Source organism: Nakamurella sp. A5-74, assembly GCF_040438885.1.
GTDB lineage: Bacteria > Actinomycetota > Actinomycetes > Mycobacteriales > Nakamurellaceae > Nakamurella.
On sequence record NZ_CP159218.1, the window covers coordinates 2,095,883 to 2,112,117 of the forward strand.

The 16,235-nt window shown below is 69.2% G+C and carries 16 protein-coding genes and 1 tRNA gene; 6 read left to right on the top strand and 11 right to left on the bottom strand.

Annotation, left to right across the window (positions count from 1 at the left end; translation table 11 throughout):
• Position 1: 1 nt before the first annotated feature.
• The 7 genes from ABLG96_RS09625 to aceE all read right to left on the bottom strand — a co-directional run bounded on the left by ABLG96_RS09625 (position 2) and on the right by aceE (position 8,385).
• Entirely contained in the window at positions 2-1,225 is a 1,224-nt protein-coding gene (locus ABLG96_RS09625; protein ID WP_353651113.1) for a beta-ketoacyl-[acyl-carrier-protein] synthase family protein, read from the bottom strand.
• Positions 1,226-1,360: 135 nt separating this feature from the next.
• On the bottom strand, positions 1,361-1,606 hold the full coding sequence (locus ABLG96_RS09630; RefSeq protein ID WP_353651114.1) for an acyl carrier protein: 246 nt from the start codon (positions 1,604-1,606) through the stop codon (positions 1,361-1,363).
• 110 nt (positions 1,607-1,716) lie between these two features.
• The gene (locus ABLG96_RS09635) at positions 1,717-2,703 is read right to left on the bottom strand and encodes a beta-ketoacyl-ACP synthase III (protein ID WP_353651115.1); all 987 of its coding nucleotides are present in this window, start codon (positions 2,701-2,703) and stop codon (positions 1,717-1,719) included.
• On the bottom strand, positions 2,700-3,629 hold the full coding sequence (locus tag ABLG96_RS09640; protein WP_353651116.1) for an ACP S-malonyltransferase: 930 nt from the start codon (positions 3,627-3,629) through the stop codon (positions 2,700-2,702). Before ABLG96_RS09640 ends, ABLG96_RS09635 begins: the two co-directional genes overlap by 4 nt.
• 238 nt (positions 3,630-3,867) lie before the next feature.
• Complete coding sequence (locus ABLG96_RS09645) at positions 3,868-5,043, bottom strand: helix-turn-helix domain-containing protein (RefSeq protein WP_353651117.1); 1,176 nt, start codon at positions 5,041-5,043, stop codon at positions 3,868-3,870.
• A gap of 84 nt (positions 5,044-5,127) precedes the next feature.
• Positions 5,128-5,331 (bottom strand): cold-shock protein, encoded by a 204-nt coding sequence (locus ABLG96_RS09650; protein ID WP_353651118.1) that lies wholly within the window; start codon positions 5,329-5,331, stop codon positions 5,128-5,130.
• 303 nt (positions 5,332-5,634) lie between these two features.
• Positions 5,635-8,385: a pyruvate dehydrogenase (acetyl-transferring), homodimeric type gene (gene aceE, locus ABLG96_RS09655; protein WP_353651452.1), complete on the bottom strand. Its 2,751-nt coding sequence runs from the start codon at positions 8,383-8,385 to the stop codon at positions 5,635-5,637.
• A gap of 486 nt (positions 8,386-8,871) precedes the next feature.
• Here aceE and ABLG96_RS09660 point away from each other — a divergent pair, with 486 nt between their 5' ends.
• The 3 genes from ABLG96_RS09660 (at position 8,872) to ABLG96_RS09670 (ending at position 10,079) form a co-directional block, all read left to right on the top strand.
• A complete protein-coding gene (locus ABLG96_RS09660) occupies positions 8,872-9,312 on the top strand; it encodes a DUF3052 domain-containing protein (protein ID WP_353651119.1) in 441 nt (146 codons plus the stop codon).
• A gap of 119 nt (positions 9,313-9,431) precedes the next feature.
• Positions 9,432-9,896: a peroxiredoxin gene (locus ABLG96_RS09665; RefSeq protein WP_353651453.1), complete on the top strand. Its 465-nt coding sequence runs from the start codon at positions 9,432-9,434 to the stop codon at positions 9,894-9,896.
• Positions 9,897-10,004: 108 nt separating this feature from the next.
• Positions 10,005-10,079, top strand: a tRNA-Val gene (locus tag ABLG96_RS09670).
• Here ABLG96_RS09670 and ABLG96_RS09675 read toward each other — a convergent pair.
• Positions 10,036-10,746, bottom strand: a complete 711-nt coding sequence (locus tag ABLG96_RS09675) for a nitroreductase/quinone reductase family protein (protein ID WP_353651454.1) — start codon at positions 10,744-10,746, stop codon at positions 10,036-10,038. The genes ABLG96_RS09670 and ABLG96_RS09675 overlap by 44 nt on opposite strands.
• A gap of 29 nt (positions 10,747-10,775) precedes the next feature.
• Between ABLG96_RS09675 and ABLG96_RS09680 the strand changes: the two genes are divergently transcribed.
• From ABLG96_RS09680 to ABLG96_RS09690, 3 genes are all read left to right on the top strand, one after another.
• A complete protein-coding gene (locus tag ABLG96_RS09680) occupies positions 10,776-11,357 on the top strand; it encodes a TetR family transcriptional regulator C-terminal domain-containing protein (protein WP_353651120.1) in 582 nt (193 codons plus the stop codon).
• A gap of 308 nt (positions 11,358-11,665) precedes the next feature.
• Positions 11,666-12,166, top strand: a complete 501-nt coding sequence (locus tag ABLG96_RS09685; RefSeq protein WP_353651121.1) for an ATP-binding protein — start codon at positions 11,666-11,668, stop codon at positions 12,164-12,166.
• Positions 12,163-12,867 (top strand): HAD family hydrolase, encoded by a 705-nt coding sequence (locus tag ABLG96_RS09690; protein ID WP_353651122.1) that lies wholly within the window; start codon positions 12,163-12,165, stop codon positions 12,865-12,867. Before ABLG96_RS09685 ends, ABLG96_RS09690 begins: the two co-directional genes overlap by 4 nt.
• 71 nt (positions 12,868-12,938) lie before the next feature.
• Here the strand turns inward: ABLG96_RS09690 and ABLG96_RS09695 are convergent, their stop codons facing one another.
• The 3 genes from ABLG96_RS09695 to ABLG96_RS09705 are packed head-to-tail and all read right to left on the bottom strand — an operon-like array spanning position 12,939 to position 16,166.
• Positions 12,939-14,222 carry an MFS transporter gene (locus tag ABLG96_RS09695; RefSeq protein WP_353651123.1) on the bottom strand — a complete coding sequence of 428 codons (1,284 nt, stop codon included), beginning with the start codon at positions 14,220-14,222 and terminating at the stop codon, positions 12,939-12,941.
• The gene (locus ABLG96_RS09700) at positions 14,219-15,373 is read right to left on the bottom strand and encodes an aminotransferase class I/II-fold pyridoxal phosphate-dependent enzyme (RefSeq protein WP_353651124.1); all 1,155 of its coding nucleotides are present in this window, start codon (positions 15,371-15,373) and stop codon (positions 14,219-14,221) included. Before ABLG96_RS09700 ends, ABLG96_RS09695 begins: the two co-directional genes overlap by 4 nt.
• Positions 15,374-15,395: 22 nt before the next feature.
• On the bottom strand, positions 15,396-16,166 hold the full coding sequence (locus tag ABLG96_RS09705; RefSeq protein WP_353651125.1) for a GNAT family N-acetyltransferase: 771 nt from the start codon (positions 16,164-16,166) through the stop codon (positions 15,396-15,398).
• Between the last annotated feature and the right edge of the window lie 69 nt (positions 16,167-16,235).

The window sequence follows — 16,235 nt, forward strand, 5'->3', positions numbered from 1 at the left end:
ATCAGTCCTTGGTGAACAGCAGGGCGACGTTGTGACCGCCGAAGCCGAACGAATCGTTGATGGCCGCGTCGACCTTCATCGAGCGGTTCTCGGTCGCCACGTCGACGCCGATGGCCGGGTCGAGGTCGAACACGTTGCGGGTGCCGGGGATGATGTCGTTCTTGACGGCCAGCAGGGTCGCAATGCCCTCGACGGCGCCGGAGGCACCGAGCAGGTGGCCGGTCATCGACTTGTTCGCGGTGACGACGGCATGCTCGCCGATCGAGCGCAGGATCGTCTTGGACTCCGCCAGGTCGCCGACCGGGGTGGAGGTCGCGTGGGCATTGACGTGCACGACGTCCTGTCGGGTGAGTCCCGCGGTGCGCAGCGCCTTGGCGATGGCCCGGCTGGAGCCTTCGCCGTCGGGCTCGGGGGCGGTGATGTGGTAGGCGTCGTTGGACATCCCGACGCCGGCCAACCGACCGTAGATCTTCGCGCCGCGGGCGACTGCGTGGTCGCGCCGCTCGAGCACCATCATCCCGGCGCCCTCGCCGAGGACGAAGCCCTCACGATTGAGATCGAACGGTCGGGAAGCCGTGCGCGGATCGTCGTTGCGGGTGCTCATCGCGCGCATCTGGCAGAACCCGGCGACCGGGATGGCCGTGATGCAGGCCTCGGCGCCACCGGCGATCGCGATGTCGACGTCGCCGTCCACGATCATCCGGTGTGCCCAGGCGATGCCCTCGGCGCCGGCCGCACAGGCGGAAACCGGGGCGTGCACGCCGCCGCGGGCCTTGACCCACAGTCCGACGGCCGCGGCCGGTCCGTTGGGCATCAGCATCGGGACCGTCATCACCGCGACCTTGCGCAAACCCTCGGTCTCCAGCAGATCGTCCTGACCGAGCAGTGTCATCGCGCCGCCGATCCCGGTGCCGACGAAGGCGCCCAGGCGCTCCAGGTCGACCTCGGGGGAGCCGGCGTCGGCCCACGCCTCGCGGGCGGCGACCAGCGCCACCTGCTGGCAGCGGTCCAGTCGCCGGGCCTCGACCCGGGAGAGCACCTCGGTCGGCTCCACCTTGAGGGCAGCCTTGATGCGGGAGGGCAGCTCGTACTTGTCGACCCAGTCGGCGTCGTTCGCCGTCACTCCGATGTCGCCGTCGAGCAGCGCCTGCCAGGTCTCGGGTGCCGTGCCGCCGAGCGGGGTGGTTGCCCCGATACCGGTGACGACGACGTCTGTGTCGGACATGCGCTGTGCTCCTTCGGTTCACCCGGATCCACCGGGTCGTGCGTGGGATTCACGACGACCCGGCGGCGGGTGTGGATCTGCTGCGGTGAATGCACCCGGGAGCGGGTGCGGGGACTCACGGGGAGCCCCGGCCGATCAGGCCTGGTTGCGATCGATGTAGCTGACGGCGTCCTGGACGGTCTTGAGGTTGGCCAGCTCGTCGTCCGGGATCTTGACGCCGAACTTGTCCTCGGCCTGGACGGCGATCTCGACCATGGACAGCGAGTCGATGTCCAGGTCGTCGGTGAAGGACTTGTCGGCACTGACATCGGCGGCCGGAACGCCGGCGACCTCTTCGACGATCTCGCCCAGGCCGGCCAGGATCTCTTCTGAGCTGCTCACGTTGCTTGTCCTCTCGGGGTGGTCCCGCACCGGTGGATCCGGTGCGGGTGTCGGGCGCGATTCTGCCCGACGGTGGTGCACTGCGGTGGGACGGCTGGCCCCGTCCGCGATCAGGGCAGGCGGAAGACCTGCGACCCGTACGTCAGCCCGGCGCCGTAGCCCACGGCCAGCACCAGATCGCCGGACTTCACCTCGCCGGCTGCGCGGGCCCGGTCGAGCCCGATCGGGATGGACCCCGAGGACGTGTTGCCGGTGGTGACGATGTCCCGGATGACGACGAGGTCCGGGTGCGCCCCGGCGGCGATCACCTTCTTGGCGATCGAATCCACGATCCGCAAGTTCGCCTGGTGCGGCGCCAACACGTCGATGTCGGCCAGCGAGACACCGGCCTTCGCAGCGGCGTCGATGGCGACCGGAGCGATCGCGCTGGTGGCCCAGCGGAAGACCGTCTGGCCCTCCTGGTAGACGAAGGAGTTGCGGTCCTTGATGTGGATCGTCTCGGTGTTGTCGATCGAACAACCCCAGGAGACCGGGCCGATCTCCGGGGTCTCCGACCCGCTGACGACGACCGCGCCTGCCCCGTCGCCGAAGATGATTGCGTTGGCCCGGTCCGTCGGATCGATCCAGTCGGTGAGCTTCTCGGCGCCGACCAGCAGCACGTGCTGCGCGTCGCCTGCCCTGATCAGCGACGACGCGACGGCCAGGCCGTAACAGAAGCCCGCGCAGGCAGCGTTGATGTCGAAGGATCCGGGCGCGACGATGCCCAGGCGGGCGGCGACCTGGGTGGAGGCGTGCGGCATCTGTGATGGCAGCGTGCAGGTCGCCACCAGCACGGTGTCGATGTCCGAGGGCTGCAGACCGGCGTCCGCGATGGCGAGACGTCCCGCTTCGGCGCCCATCATGGCGACCGATTCGTGATCGCCGGCGAAGTGGCGTTCGGCGATGCCGACCCGGGAGCGGATCCACTCGTCGTTGGTGTCCAGGATCTGCTCGAGATCGGCGTTGGTGACCACCCGTTCCGGGCGGTAGCTGCCCAGCCCGGTGATCCGGGTGAACTGCGGACCGGTGAGCTGCCCGATGACGGTGTCGGCGCTCATGCGGCGCCGCCGTGCTGGGCGATGAACGCGGCGGCCGCGTCCAGATCGTCGGGGGTCTTGCACGCCAACGTCGCCACTCCCTTGAGTTCCCGCTTGGCCAGGCCGACCAGCGTGCCGGCGGGCGGCAGCTCCAACACCCCGGTGACCCCGAGCTCGGCGAAGGTCTTCATGCACAGGTCCCAGCGGACCGGGGAGGTGATCTGGGCCAGCAGCAGCTCGACGTACCGGGCGCCGTCGTCGACAACGCTGCCGTCGGAGTTCGTCAGCAGCGGGCGCACCGGGCGACCCGGGGCGAGGCGTCCGACGATGGGCGTCAGCTCGGCCTGGGCCGGCTGCATGAAGTGGGTGTGAAATGCGCCGGCGACCGGCAGCTGGATGACCCGGATGCCGTCCGGAGGGTCGGCGGCGAGCAGTGCGATGGCGTCGGCGGCGCCGGCCGCGACGATCTGGCCACCGCCGTTGACGTTGGCCCCCACCAGGTCCCGCTCAGCGAGCAGCTCCAGCACCCGTTCCGTGTCGGGGTTCATACAGGCCGCCATCGAGCTGGGGGACAGCATGCAGGCTGCAGCCATCGCGCGTCCGCGCCGGGCGGCCAGCGCGGTGGCGGTCGCGGCGTCCAACACGCCGGCGATCGCTGCGGCAGCGAGCTCGCCGACCGAGTGCCCGGCTGCGACAGCGGACGCGGGAATCTCCAGCTGGGTGGCGGCGATCAGCGCGGTGGCGACGACCAACGGTTGCGTCACCGCGGTGTCCTTGATCTCCTCGGCGTCGGCCTCGGTGCCCAGCTGGGTCAGGTTGAGCTCGGTGGACTGGGAGAACTCTGCGAGCAGGGCATCGACCCCGTCGAGTTCCAGCCACGGCGCGAGCATTCCGGGTTTCTGGGCGCCCTGTCCGGGCGCGACGATGGCGAGCACTCCGTCAGTCAATCAGCAATCGGACAGCGTCGAGCGTCCGGGTCGCTACCATTTCGTTACCAAGACACTGTGGGAACCCCACAAGTCACTTGGTCGGCATCGTCCATACGTGATCGCGGTAGTGGTGGTCGCCAGGGCGTGGGGTTCGCGGTAGTGGCGGTCGTTTGGTCGGCGGGCCGCCGGGATCATTGCGACCGTAGGGTCCGCGAACGTCGGCCGTTGGCGACCGTAGGGTCCGCGAGGGTGGGGCTCAGCTGTCCAGGCGGCCGAGCACCAACGCGATGCGCAGCGCCAACTGGTCGCGGGCGACCCAGGGATCCAGGCCGGTGAGTTCGGCGACCCGGCGGAGGCGATACCGCACGGTGTTCGGATGGACGAACAGGGCCCGCGCTGCCGGCTCCAGGGAGCCGCCGTGGCCGAGGTAGGCATCCAGTGTCTCCACCAACGGCGAGGCGGAGCCATGCAGCGGGGCGAAAACGGTGCGGCGCAACCACTGCGCCGCCCGGGCATCCCCGTTGATCACCCGCTCGGAGACCAGTGCGGTGGCGTCCACGAGCCTCGGTGCATCGGGCCAGGCGGCGGCCACGTCGTGCCCGGCGATCGCGTCGGCGGCGGAATCCACCGCCCCCGCCAGACCCTGGCCGATCGGGCCGCGCACGATGGTGCCATCGCCGAACAACTCGGACACGGCGTGGTCGGAGCTGTGCGGCTGACCGGCCATCAACAGGACCAACCGGGTGCCGTGGATGCCGGCCATCAGCGCACGTCGTCGTCGGCGCGCCCAGTCGCCTGCTGCCTCCACCGCCCCCCGGTTGTCGCCGGGCGGGACCGACCCGACCACGGCCGCCGTCGGCGCCGTCGTGTCCCAGTCCAGGGTCGCAGCCTGCGAGGTGAGCTCGTCCAGCCGCTGACCCCGGACGATGCCGTCCACGACCGCGGCTTCGACCCTCGCGTCCCAGGACGACCGGGTCTCGGCTGCGGCCGCGTACACACTGGCCGCCGCGAACGCGACCTCACGGCTGTACCGCAGCAGCGACACCGACAGTGCCTGGTGTTCCTGCGGGGTCGAGGCGAGGGCCGGGAGCTGTTCGTCGGCGACGGTGATCGCCACCCGCACGAGCTCGACGGTGCGTCGCAGCGAGACGGCCCTGGTGAGGTCGCGGGGTGCGGTGCCGAACACCTGCTCGGTGAGCCGGGCGCTGGTGGAGGCTCCGGTGGCCCAGGTCACGTACCCGGAGATGCCGGCCTGCGCCACCAGGGTGACCCAGGATCGTTGGTCGGCGGGCAGGCTCCGGAACCAGGGCAGCCGGTCGTCCATCAGCGCCACCGCCCGGGTCGACAGCGCCGAAGCTGCGCGGTCGACCTTGCGCAACGTCTCAGCGCTCACGCCGGGGGCATCCGGCGCATCGACGAACGAGGGTTCCACCCCGTCAGCCTGCCACGCAGCACGAGAGCCGGTCCCCGTGCGGGGGACCGGCTCTCGTGGCGTGTGGTGAGCGCTGCTCGGGGCTCAGGACAGCGTGACGTTCGCCGCCTGCGGACCCTTGGGGGACTGCTCGACCTCGTAGGAGACCGCCTGACCCTCCTCGAGGGACCGGTAACCGCCACCGTCGATGGAGCTGTAGTGGACGAAGACGTCCGGCGATCCGTCCTCGGGCGAGATGAAGCCGTAGCCCTTTTCAGCGTTGAACCATTTGACCGAACCCTGTGCCATGCGTGCTCCCGGAGCGTGCTGTGCAGGGCCTACGGCCCCGCAACGATCAACGTCCTGATGACCTGCCCATCCGGACGGCTGTCTCCCGACCGGCACGAAGACCGGAGACGTGGGGGGACAACACGCGTGAAGGTACAACTCGCGCAGGACGTTTGGGGAGGTCTCGGGGCCTCCCGGAGGCAGACCGTGACCACATCGTCACCAATGGATGGACGGCACACGTCCGGCCGGAGAAGGGTCGTGGTGGGCAGCTCCCTCTCGGGAGCCACCCGCCACGTCCACCGCGGTGCGATCACCGACGGCTCAGGACTCGCCGCCGGCATTGCCGGAGGTACCGGCGGTCACGTCGGACAGCTGGTACTTCTCGGCAGCCTCCGCCGCCGCCCCCGCGCGGTATTCGCCGCGTCGTTCCAGCGCCGACAGCGTCGCCACGACCATCGACGGCCCATCGATGAGGAAGTGCCTGCGGGCTGCGGCCCTGGTGTCGGAGAAGCCGAAGCCGTCCGCTCCCAATGCCACGTAGTCGCCGGGCACCCAGGGTGCGATCTGGTTCTGCACCGCGCGCTGGTAGTCGCTCGAGGCGACCACCGGACCGGGCGCGTCCTGCAGCGCGCTGGTCACGTACGGGGTGCCGTGGTCGCCGGCCGGATCCAGCAGCCGGGCCCGTTCGATGACCTCGGCGTCCCGGCGCAGCTCGGTCCAGCTGGTGACGGACCAGACGTCGGCCGCGACGTTCCAGTCCGTCGCGAGAAGTTCCTGGGCCTCCAGGGCCCAGCGCACCCCGACACCGGAGGCGAGCAACTGGGACCGCGCCCGCCCGTCGGTCTCGGCGGCCGGAGCGAGCCGGTACATGCCCTTGAGAAGCCCGGCGGTGTCCAGACCCTCGGGCTCCGCCGGCTGCTGGTAGGGCTCGTTGTACATGGTGATGTAGTAGAAGACGTCCTCGCCGTGCGGGTGCTGCTCGTCGCGCCCGCCCTCGCCGTACATCCGGCGCAGGCCGTCCTTCACGATGTGGGCGATCTCGTAGCCGTAGGCCGGGTCGTATGCCACCACGTGCGGCATGGTCGCGGCCAGCAGGTGCGAGTGACCGTCGGCGTGCTGCAGGCCCTCACCGGTGAGAGTGGTGCGGCCGGCCGTCGCGCCGAGGACGAAGCCGCGACCCATCTGGTCGCCCGCGGCCCACAGGCCGTCGCCGGTCCGCTGGAACCCGAACATCGAGTAGAAGATGTACATCGGGATCATCGGCTTGCCGTGCGTCGCGTACGCCGTCGACACTGCGGTGAACGTCGCCACCGAACCGGCCTCGTTGATGCCCTCGTGCAGGATGACGCCCTGCTCGGATTCCTTGTACGCCAGCATGAGATTGGCGTCGACGGCGGTGTAGAGCTGGCCGGAGGGGTTGTAGATCTTCTGCGTCGGGAAGAACCCGTCCATGCCGAAGGTGCGGGCCTCGTCCGGGATGATCGGCACGATCCGGTCGCCGATCGCCTTGTCCTTGAACAGGTCGCGGACCAGGCGGACGAACGCCATCGTGGTGGCGACCTCCTGCTTGCCGGAGCCCCTGCGGACACCCTCGAACGCCTTGGCGTCCGGATCGGCCAGCGCGGGTGCGGTGACCCGACGCGAGGGTATGAAGCCACCCAGCTTGGAACGACGCTGTTTGAGGTAGGCGATCTCGGCGGCAGCATCACCCGGGTGGTAGTAGGGCGGCTGGTAGGGATCTTCGTCCAGCTGGGCGTCCGTCACCGGGATGTGCAGCTCGTCGCGGAAGGACTTCAGGTTGTCGAGGGTCAGCTTCTTCATCTGATGGGTCGCATTGCGACCCTCGAAGGAGGAGCCCAGGTGGTAGCCCTTGATGGTCTTGGCCAGGATGACCGTCGGCTGACCGACGTGCTCGGTGGCAGCCTGGTACGCGGCATAGACCTTGCGGTAGTCGTGACCACCGCGCTTGAGGTTCCAGATGTCGGCATCCGACATCTGGGCCACCATCGACTTGGTGCGGGGATCCCGTCCGAAGAAGTGCTCTCGGACGTAGGCACCGTCGTTGGCCTTGTACGTCTGGTAGTCACCGTCGGCGGTGGAGTTCATCAGGTTCACCAGGGCGCCGTCACGATCGGCGCGCAGCAGGGAGTCCCATTCACGGCCCCAGATGACCTTGATGACGTTCCAGCCGGCACCGCGGAAGAATGCCTCGAGCTCCTGGATGATCTTGCCGTTTCCGCGCACCGGACCGTCCAACCGCTGCAGGTTGCAGTTGATGACGTAGGTCAGGTTGTCCAGACCGTCGACGGCGGCGACGTGGATCAGGCCGCGGGATTCCGGTTCGTCCAGCTCGCCGTCACCCAGGAACGCCCAGACGTGTTGCTGGCTGGTGTCCTTGATCCCGCGGTGGTGCAGGTATCGGTTGACCCTGGCCTGGGCGATGGCGTTCATCGGGCCGAGCCCCATCGACACGGTGGGGAACTCCCAGAAGTCCGGCATCAGGCGCGGGTGCGGGTAGCTGGGGATGCCGCCGCCCGGATGGCTGGCCTCCTGACGGAAACCGTCCAGATCATTGCCGGACAGTCGGCCTTCCAGGAAGGCGCGGGCGTACATGCCGGGGGAGGCATGACCCTGGAAGAAGATGTGGTCGCCGCCTCCCGGATGGTCCTTGCCGCGGAAGAAGTGGTTGAAGCCGACCTCGTACAGGCTCGCGGAGCTGGCGTAGGTGGAGATGTGCCCGCCGACCCCGATCCCGGGCCGCTGCGCACGGTGCACCATGACGGCCGCGTTCCAGCGGATCCAGGCCCGGTAGCGCCGCTCGATCTCCTCGTCGCCCGGGAAGACCGGCTCCGCCGAGGTCGGGATGGTGTTGAGGTAGTCGGTGGTGATCAGCGCAGGCAGGCCGACGTGCTGCTCACGGGCTCTGGCCAGCAATCGCTGCATCAGGTACCTGGCGCGCTGCCGACCACCGGTGGACACCAGGGAGTCGAAGGAGTCCAACCATTCCTCGGTCTCCTCCGGATCCAGATCGGGCAGCTGCGCGGCCAGGCCGTCGATCAGGCTGGTGTGCAGCTCGGGGCCGTCGCCGACGGTGGCTCCCCCGACGCGGGGACTGCCGTTCTGCGAGATGGAAGCTACGGACACGGAAGGCACGGACTCGGCCAAGGGATCTCCTCGTCACCCCGGGGCCGGACCCGGTGATCGCCGGTGGCCCCTGGATCGTGACCCGGCTGCCAGGTCGGAGCCGAACTGTGTCGGCTCCGGCACGTCGATCAGGGTTGCGATCGTGGCGGCGGGCGTGATGGCGGACAGTACGAGAGGCAACCCGTGGCGGCGGTGCCCTACTGGTGGGTAACCAACGGGGTCGTTCGCGCCGAACTGCTCTCGGTGTCCATTGTCCCCCATCCCGGCACCGCCGCGACGCCGGGCCGACTTCCGTCGGGGCACCCTGCACGCTTAGGGTGTGCGAGAGCCGGAACCGCGGAGCCCCGGGCGCCGTGCCCCGGTCAACCGTCCGCCGCCCGTCCGGGGTTGCGGGATCGAAGGGACTGGATAGACGTGGGCGCAGGCTCCACCGAGGTGGAAGCGATCGTCGGCCGACTGGGACTGACCCAGGGCGACATCGTGGGGGAGATGGGATACGACGAGGACGTCGATCACGATCTGCGTGACGCGGTCGCCGACTTCACCGGCGAAGAACTCATCGATCTCGATGACCAGTCGATCGACCAGGTCGTGGATGCTGGGCTGCTCTGGTGGCGCGACGCCGACGGAGACCTCACCGACGCGCTGGTGGACAGCCTGACGCTGCTGGCCGACGACGGGGCGATCCTGTTGATCAGCCCGAAGACCGGTCGGGACGGCTACGTCGAGTCCAGCGACATCTCGGAGGCGGCGCAGACCGCTGGGATGTCCCAGACCACCAGCGTCGGCGGCACCCAGGACTGGATGATCACCCGGTTGTCCCGCCCGCGCGCACCGCGTCAGCCGCGGCACTGAGCTGCGGCACTCGGCCGCGGCACTGAGCTGCGGTACCGATCTGCGGCACTGAGCTGCCTCACTGATCTGGGGTACCGATCTGCCGCACTGAGTTGCGTCCATCGACCGAGGAGCCCGTCATCACCCTCTCCGTGGGCGACATCGCGCCCGATTTCACCCTGCCCGATCCCGCCAAAACGCCGGTCACCCTCTCGTCGTTCGTCGGCGAGAAGGCGGTGCTGCTGGTCTTCTACCCGTTCGCCTTCTCCGGCATCTGCACCGGCGAGCTGTGTGCAGTGCGCGACGAGCTGCAGACCTTCCAGAACGGCCGCGTCCAGGTGCTCGCCATCTCGACCGATCCGACCTACGCCCTCAAGGCCTGGGCCGAGGCGCAGGGGTTCGACTTCCCGCTGCTGAGCGACTTCTGGCCGCACGGCGCCGTGTCGAAGGCCTACGGCAGCTTCCACGAGCAGGCCGGGATGGCGGTCCGCGGCACGTTCCTGGTCGGTGTCGACGGCCGGATCGCCTTCGCCGAGGTCAACGGACCCGGCGAACCGCGGGACCAGGCTGCTTGGAAGCGCGCGATCGACGCCCTGCCTGTCTGATCCTGCCCGTCTGATCCGGACCGGTTCGGGCGTTCGCGGGATCGGACGCCGGGCCGTTACCCTGTAGCCCGTTCGACACCGCCGGTACTGCCGGCTGCAGGACATCAGGGGCGCGTAGCTCAGCGGAAGAGCACCCGGTTTACACCCGGGCGGTCGGCGGTTCGAACCCGTCCGCGCCCACCAGAACGTGAGTGTCGGTGTCGGTGTCGGTGTCGGTGTCGGATGGCTCGAGGTCGACCCGGACCGTCAGCGGGTCGGTTCCCAGGACCCGGACGATCATCGCATTGAGCAGCCGGACCGGGTGCTGCCAGCCGGCGAAGAGTCGTTGTCGCGCATGGGGATCGTCGGCGTCGAGCACCGTCGCGTGACCCGCGATCCACTCCATCCGCAGGCCCCGGGTACGGATCAGCACCTCGACCCGCGGTTCCGCCCGGATGTTGTGCACGTAGCCGGCCCGGTTGCCATGCTCGGCGATCACCCACAGCACATCACCGACCCGCCCGTTCCCGACCGGGACGGAGCGGACCCGCCCGGTGCGCCGGCCTGTGGTGCGCAGCAAGGCCCAGCCCATGGGCACCCGACAGTGCAGGGACAATCGCACCAGCGGGTTGATCAGCGCTCGCTGCACCACCAGCACGAGACGCCGCTTCCAGTGGGGGCCGGCCATGGTGAGTGCCACGTTGCCCAGCAGCACCAGGGCGAACCAGACGGGATAGGGCGCTCCGGCGATCGTGCCGCCGTTCACGAACCAGTCGATCCAGGCCGGTAGGAGCAGGATCAGGGATGCAACGAGGAGTGGAATGGCCTTGCGTCGCAGTGGGCGAGCCATACGATCGTATGATTGCGTCATACGGCTGTATGGTACACACTGTGCCGACCATGACAAGTGCTACAGCGCCATCACCTCGGCCCGCACGGCGCGCCGTGGATCGACGGGACGAACTGGCCGACGTCGTCCTGGATCTGACGGCTGCGAGGGGCCTCGACGCCGTCTCGGTACGTGAGGTGGCAACTGCTGCCGGGGTCTCGATCGGTACGGTTCAGCACCATTTCGGCACCAAGGACGCATTGCTGCTCGCAGCGTTCGAGCGGATGGTGCAGTCAACCCGTGACCGGGTGGCGGCGGTGTCGACGGCCGGTACCCAGGCCGCGCGGATCGCGCGGGTGCTGGGTCAGCTGCTGCCGCTCGACGACCAGCGGGACCGCGAAGCCAGGGTCTATCTGGCCTTCGCGGCCCGAGCGGCCAGCACCCCGACGCTGGCGGCCGTCCAGTCCGCGTTGCTGTCCGAGTTGCGCGCCGAGTTGGCCGCCGTGTTGGGCGGACGCGCGGCCGTCGAGCGCGCGACCCTGCTGCTGGCTCTCGTCGACGGCTTGGCGCTGCAGCAGGTGAGTTCCGCGGTCCCGCTGGACGCGGGCACTCTGCGGCGCGTGCTGGCGCGGGCGGTCGACGCGGTTCTCTGAGGCTCGTGATCTGTTGCGGTGGAACGGATCTGCGTTGGCGTTGGGGCGAGGAGTACCGAGTTCGGGGTGATCGTTGCCGACACCCGTCACTTGCTGGGAGCTCCTCCGCGAGCATCACGATGATGCCGCTGGGGCCTCTGGAGGGTGGCGGGCATCTGTCGGATGCCGGCGAGCTGCGCCTCGGCTCGAATTGCCGATGCTCAACACATCGCTCTGCGGCAGACTACGTCGCATGCAGCAGCGCCCGTCCGACAGCAGCGCCCGTCCAACAGCAGCGCCCGTCCAACAGCAGAGACCAGGAAATCGTGGTGCTGTGCGGACGGTCACTCTCCGGAAAGAGCACCCTCGCTCGTCAGTTGGCCGATGCCCTGCCGGCAACGGTGATCGCGTTGGACCACCTCAATGCGGAGCGCGGTCTGAGCAGTGGGGCAGGGATCCCGCTGACGGAATGGGGGCGCACCCACGAGATCGCGCACGACAGGACCCGGACCGAATTGCTGGCCGGCAGATCGGTGGTCGTCGATGACACCAGCTCGCCGCGGTTCTTGCGTGACCGGTGGCGGGATGTGGGTCGCGAAGCGGCTGTCCCGGTGACGCTGGTGTATCTGGACACTCCGATCGAGGTGTCCGCAGCCAGACACGCGGTGAATCGGTCGGACCCGGTGAGACCTGATGTTGCCGACCGGGTTCTGCGAGATCACCTCGACGGATTCGAGCCGCCGGAGCTTGACGAGGATGCAATCCGGGTGGCATTCGGCTCTCCGGAGGGCATCGAGGTTCTTCTGCGACGCATCAGGGTCCGGAGATGAGCAGTTGCACGGTGTTCTGGGACTTCGACGGCACCCTTGCCTCTCGTGAGGGCACCTGGGCGAGCATTCTTCTCGAAGCAGTGCACGAGGTCGACCCGACCGGTGGGACCTCTGTCGATGAGTTGGCCGCCGTTGTCGACAAGGGGTTTCCCGACCACGGTCCGAGCGGGCTTCGGTTCTACCCCAGTGCATCAGCGTGGTGGAGCGCCACGTCGACCGTCCTTCGCGATGCATGTCGGCACGCCGGGATCAGTGATTCGACCGCGGCTCGCGCTGCGGATGCAGTCCCACAGATCTACTACCGGCCCCGGAGTTGGTCCGTGCTGCCCGGCGCGGTCGCAGCGCTGCGGGCAACGGTCCGAGCAGGTCTGCACAATGTCGTGCTGAGCAATCACGCACCCGAGCTTCCGCAACTGGTCGCCGATCTCGGCCTTGAGCCGTACCTCTGGCGGACCCTCACCAGCGCGGCACTCGGGGTCGAGAAGCCGGATCCGGAGATCTTCCGATTGGCCCAGCGCATCTGTGCAGCCTCCCCCGACAGCTGGATGGTGGGTGACAACCCCAACGTCGATGTCGAGGGAGCCAGGACAGTCGGAATGCGCGCACTTCTGGTGCATCGGGTCGTGGAGGACACACCCGCACGGTCACTCATCAGTGCAGCCGGGTTGGTGGTTCGGGCCTGCGGGCACCGCGAATCCTGAACCCGGCCAGCCGGGCACTGTATCGACCGCCCGCCGAAGCGCGATGGCACGCACCCTCGGCCGAGCCACGCTCACCCGAGCAGCGGCGCCCGACGCACAGCCCGCAGCGATCCGGTCGAAGCTGCCAGGACCACCGCCGCCACCACCACGAATGCGGCGATCAGGTTCAGGCCGCCGAAGCCGATCAGCCCGAGCAGCGGCCCGGATCCTGCGGCCCCGATGGCTGCGCAGGCATTCATCGCCGCGTCGGAAAGCCCTTGCACCCGAGCCCGGTCCGCCTCGGCATGAGCCTCGGTCAGCAACGTCGACGCCGCGATCATCACGATCGACCAGCCCAGGCCGATCAGCACGAGGCCGATGGTCACCGGGACGGCGGCCCCGCCGGACCAGCCGGCGACCGCAGCGGCGCACAGCAGGACGACCGCCCCCGTCGTCAGCAACGTTGCCCGGCCGAACCGATCGGCCGCAGCGCCCCACACCGGGGAAAGTCCGTACATCCCGAGCACGTGCAGCGAGATCGTGACCCCGACGACGGTGACGCCGAAACCGTGGTGTTCCAGATGCACCGGCGTCATCGTCATCACGCTCACCATCACGGTGTGGGCCGCGCAGATCGCGATCAGCGCGAGCCGCGACGACGGTACCGACCAGGCGGTGTGCAACGTCTGGCGCAACCGTGGTCGGGTCGGCACCGCACCGACGATCGTGGTGAACCGGCGGGCCAGCGTGAGCGGGTCGACCCGGAGCGAGAACAGCAGACCGGCCGCGACGAGCTGCATGACGGTCGCGATCACGAACGGGCCGGCGAACGGTGCGATCCCGAGCGCCCGGGACAGTGCCTCCCCCGGGGTCCCGAGGTTCGGTCCGAGGACCGAACCGACGGTGGTCGCCCAGACGATCAGCGACAGGTCCCGTGAGCGACGCGTCGGCTCGGCGAGATCCGTTGCGGCAAAACGACTCTGCAGGCTGACCGCGCTGCCTGCGCCGGCCAACGTCATCCCGGCCACGAGTGCGACGGTCGCGACCTGGTGGCCGACCGGTTGTGCCGCAAGGACCAGCAGAGCGGATCCGAGCGCCGCCAGTACCCAACCGCCGCCGAGGGCGGCCCGACGTCCGGCGCGGATCGCCACCGCGGCGAGCGGGATCGCCAGCAGTGCAGCGCCGATGGTGGTGCTGGTGCGCGCCAGGCCCGCCCACCCTTCGGAACTGGTGACCTCCTCGGCGAGCAGGATCCCGACACTCAGCCCGGCGCCGAAGCCGATCCCGCCGAAGATCTGCGAGGCCGCCAGGATGGCCAGCGTGGAACGGCGGGCATCCACCACTTCGGGTTCGCGTTGCCAGAGTCGGTCGGTCACGTCTGGTACTCGAGGAGGGCCAGCCGTGCGAGGACGTCCTCGATGATGTGGTGCGGGGTGCCCAGGCTGAGCCGCAGGAACCCCGCTGTGCCGCACTCCTGCCCGGGAGTGCCCCAGACTCCGGTTCGTTCGCGCACCGCGGCCGGCTCGATGCCCATCGGCCGCAGGTCGAGCCACTGCAGGTAGGTCGCTTCCGGGGGATGGTGGGGCACCAGCGGAAGCGCGTGGGCGAGGCCCGCGGCGAACAGCGCGCGCCCGCGATCCAGATACTCGACGATCGCGTCCAGGTGTTCGATGCCGTCGGTGTAGGCCGCAGTGGTGGCGATCGCGCCCAGCGGGGTGGCGCCGTGCAGCTGGATCGGGGTCCACCATGAGGCGGTTCCGCGATGACGTTCCGATGTCAGGATCAGTTGGGCACAGGGCAGACCGGGCAGGTTCCAGCCCTTGGAGGCGGACACCGCGGTGACCGAGTGCTGCGCCGTGGCGGGGGAGAGCGAGGCATAGGGCACGTGGACGGCGCCCTCGTAGACCAGCGGCGCGTGGATCTCGTCGACGAACACGGTCGAGCGGGTTCGCTCGACGATGTCTGCGATTTCCGCCAGCTCGGCGGCAGTGGCCACCTGGCCGGTCGGGTTGTGCAGATTCACCAGGACCAGCAGACCGCCGCCGGTGAGGGCGAGCTGCAGCTCGGTGGGATCCATCCGCCACCGACCGTCGACGAGGCTCATGGGCACCGTGACGAGGTTCTGTCCGGTGACCACCGGATCCAGGAACGGCATGTAGGCGGGCGTCGGCACCACGATCGTCGTGGTCTCGTCGACGAGCTCGCGGATGGTGAGCTGCAGCGCGCCCAGCACGTCCGGGACGACCACGATGTGAGCGGGATCGACGTCCCAGGCGTATCGGCGGTGCTGGAACTGCGCACAGGCCGAGCTCACGCCGGAACTCAGCGCCGGTCCCAGGTACCCGGTGTGCGCACTGTCCAGCGCGTCGGCGAGCGCTACGCGGATACAGGTCGCCATCGGGGTGTCGAGTTCGGCGATGAACGCGCCGATCTCACCAGGCTCGACGGTGGTCCATTTCATGGATCCCCTGGCGCGCAACGACTCAGGGGTCAGTGCTGCCATCCAGGCGTCGAGCGGGTTGGTCATCGGCTCACCGTAGCCGTCGCGATCACGGCAGGTCCTGGTAGTGATAGCCGTGGTGCTCGACGAACCCGAGACCGCCGTACAGGGCGAGCGCACCCGAGTTGTCCCGGGACACCTGCAGGTAGACCCGCTGGGCTCCGAGCACCTCCGACCGGTTGATCGCGGCCCGGAGCACCTCGGTGCCGAAGCCACGTCGCCGGAACCGGGAGGGGACGGTAACGGCGGTGATCCCGACCCAACCGTCGGTGACACATCCTCTGGCGACGGCCACCGGGTCGGCGCCCTCGTGGAGGGTGACGAAGAACGGCGAGGTTCCGGCGCGCAACACCTCGATCGCGGTGGGTGGCAACGACTTCCCGCGGTACTCGTACAACGACAACCAGGTCGGGTCGGGGAGCTCGTCGATCGTCACCCGCAGGCCGGCCGCCGGTGGGGGGAGCTGGTCGTGTACCGAGCGCACGTCCGCCACCAGGACCACCACGTCGTCGAACTGCTGCCATCCGCGATCGAACAGTTCCGCATCGATCTCCTCCAGCGCGGGGCCGACCGCTCCGGTCGGCAGCTGGAACCGCGGGGGCAGCTTCCGGGCTGCGTACCAGGCACGGACGGCCTGGATCGCCGTCGGCAACGCGGCCCCGGGATGCCCGAGCACCAGCACCGAATTCGCCCGACCGGTGAAGCCGTGGCCGGCACGCAGCAACCAGTCGCCGTGCCACCACTGCTCGATGCCCGGCCAGCCCCTGGCGCAGATCCGCTCCAGGATCAGCACGTCAACGGTCAGCTGCTCGGTAGGCACCCGATCACCGTAGAGCCGGCAGTGACGGACAGTGCGTTCGGCTCACCCGCTGCGCTCGATCGCCGGCGG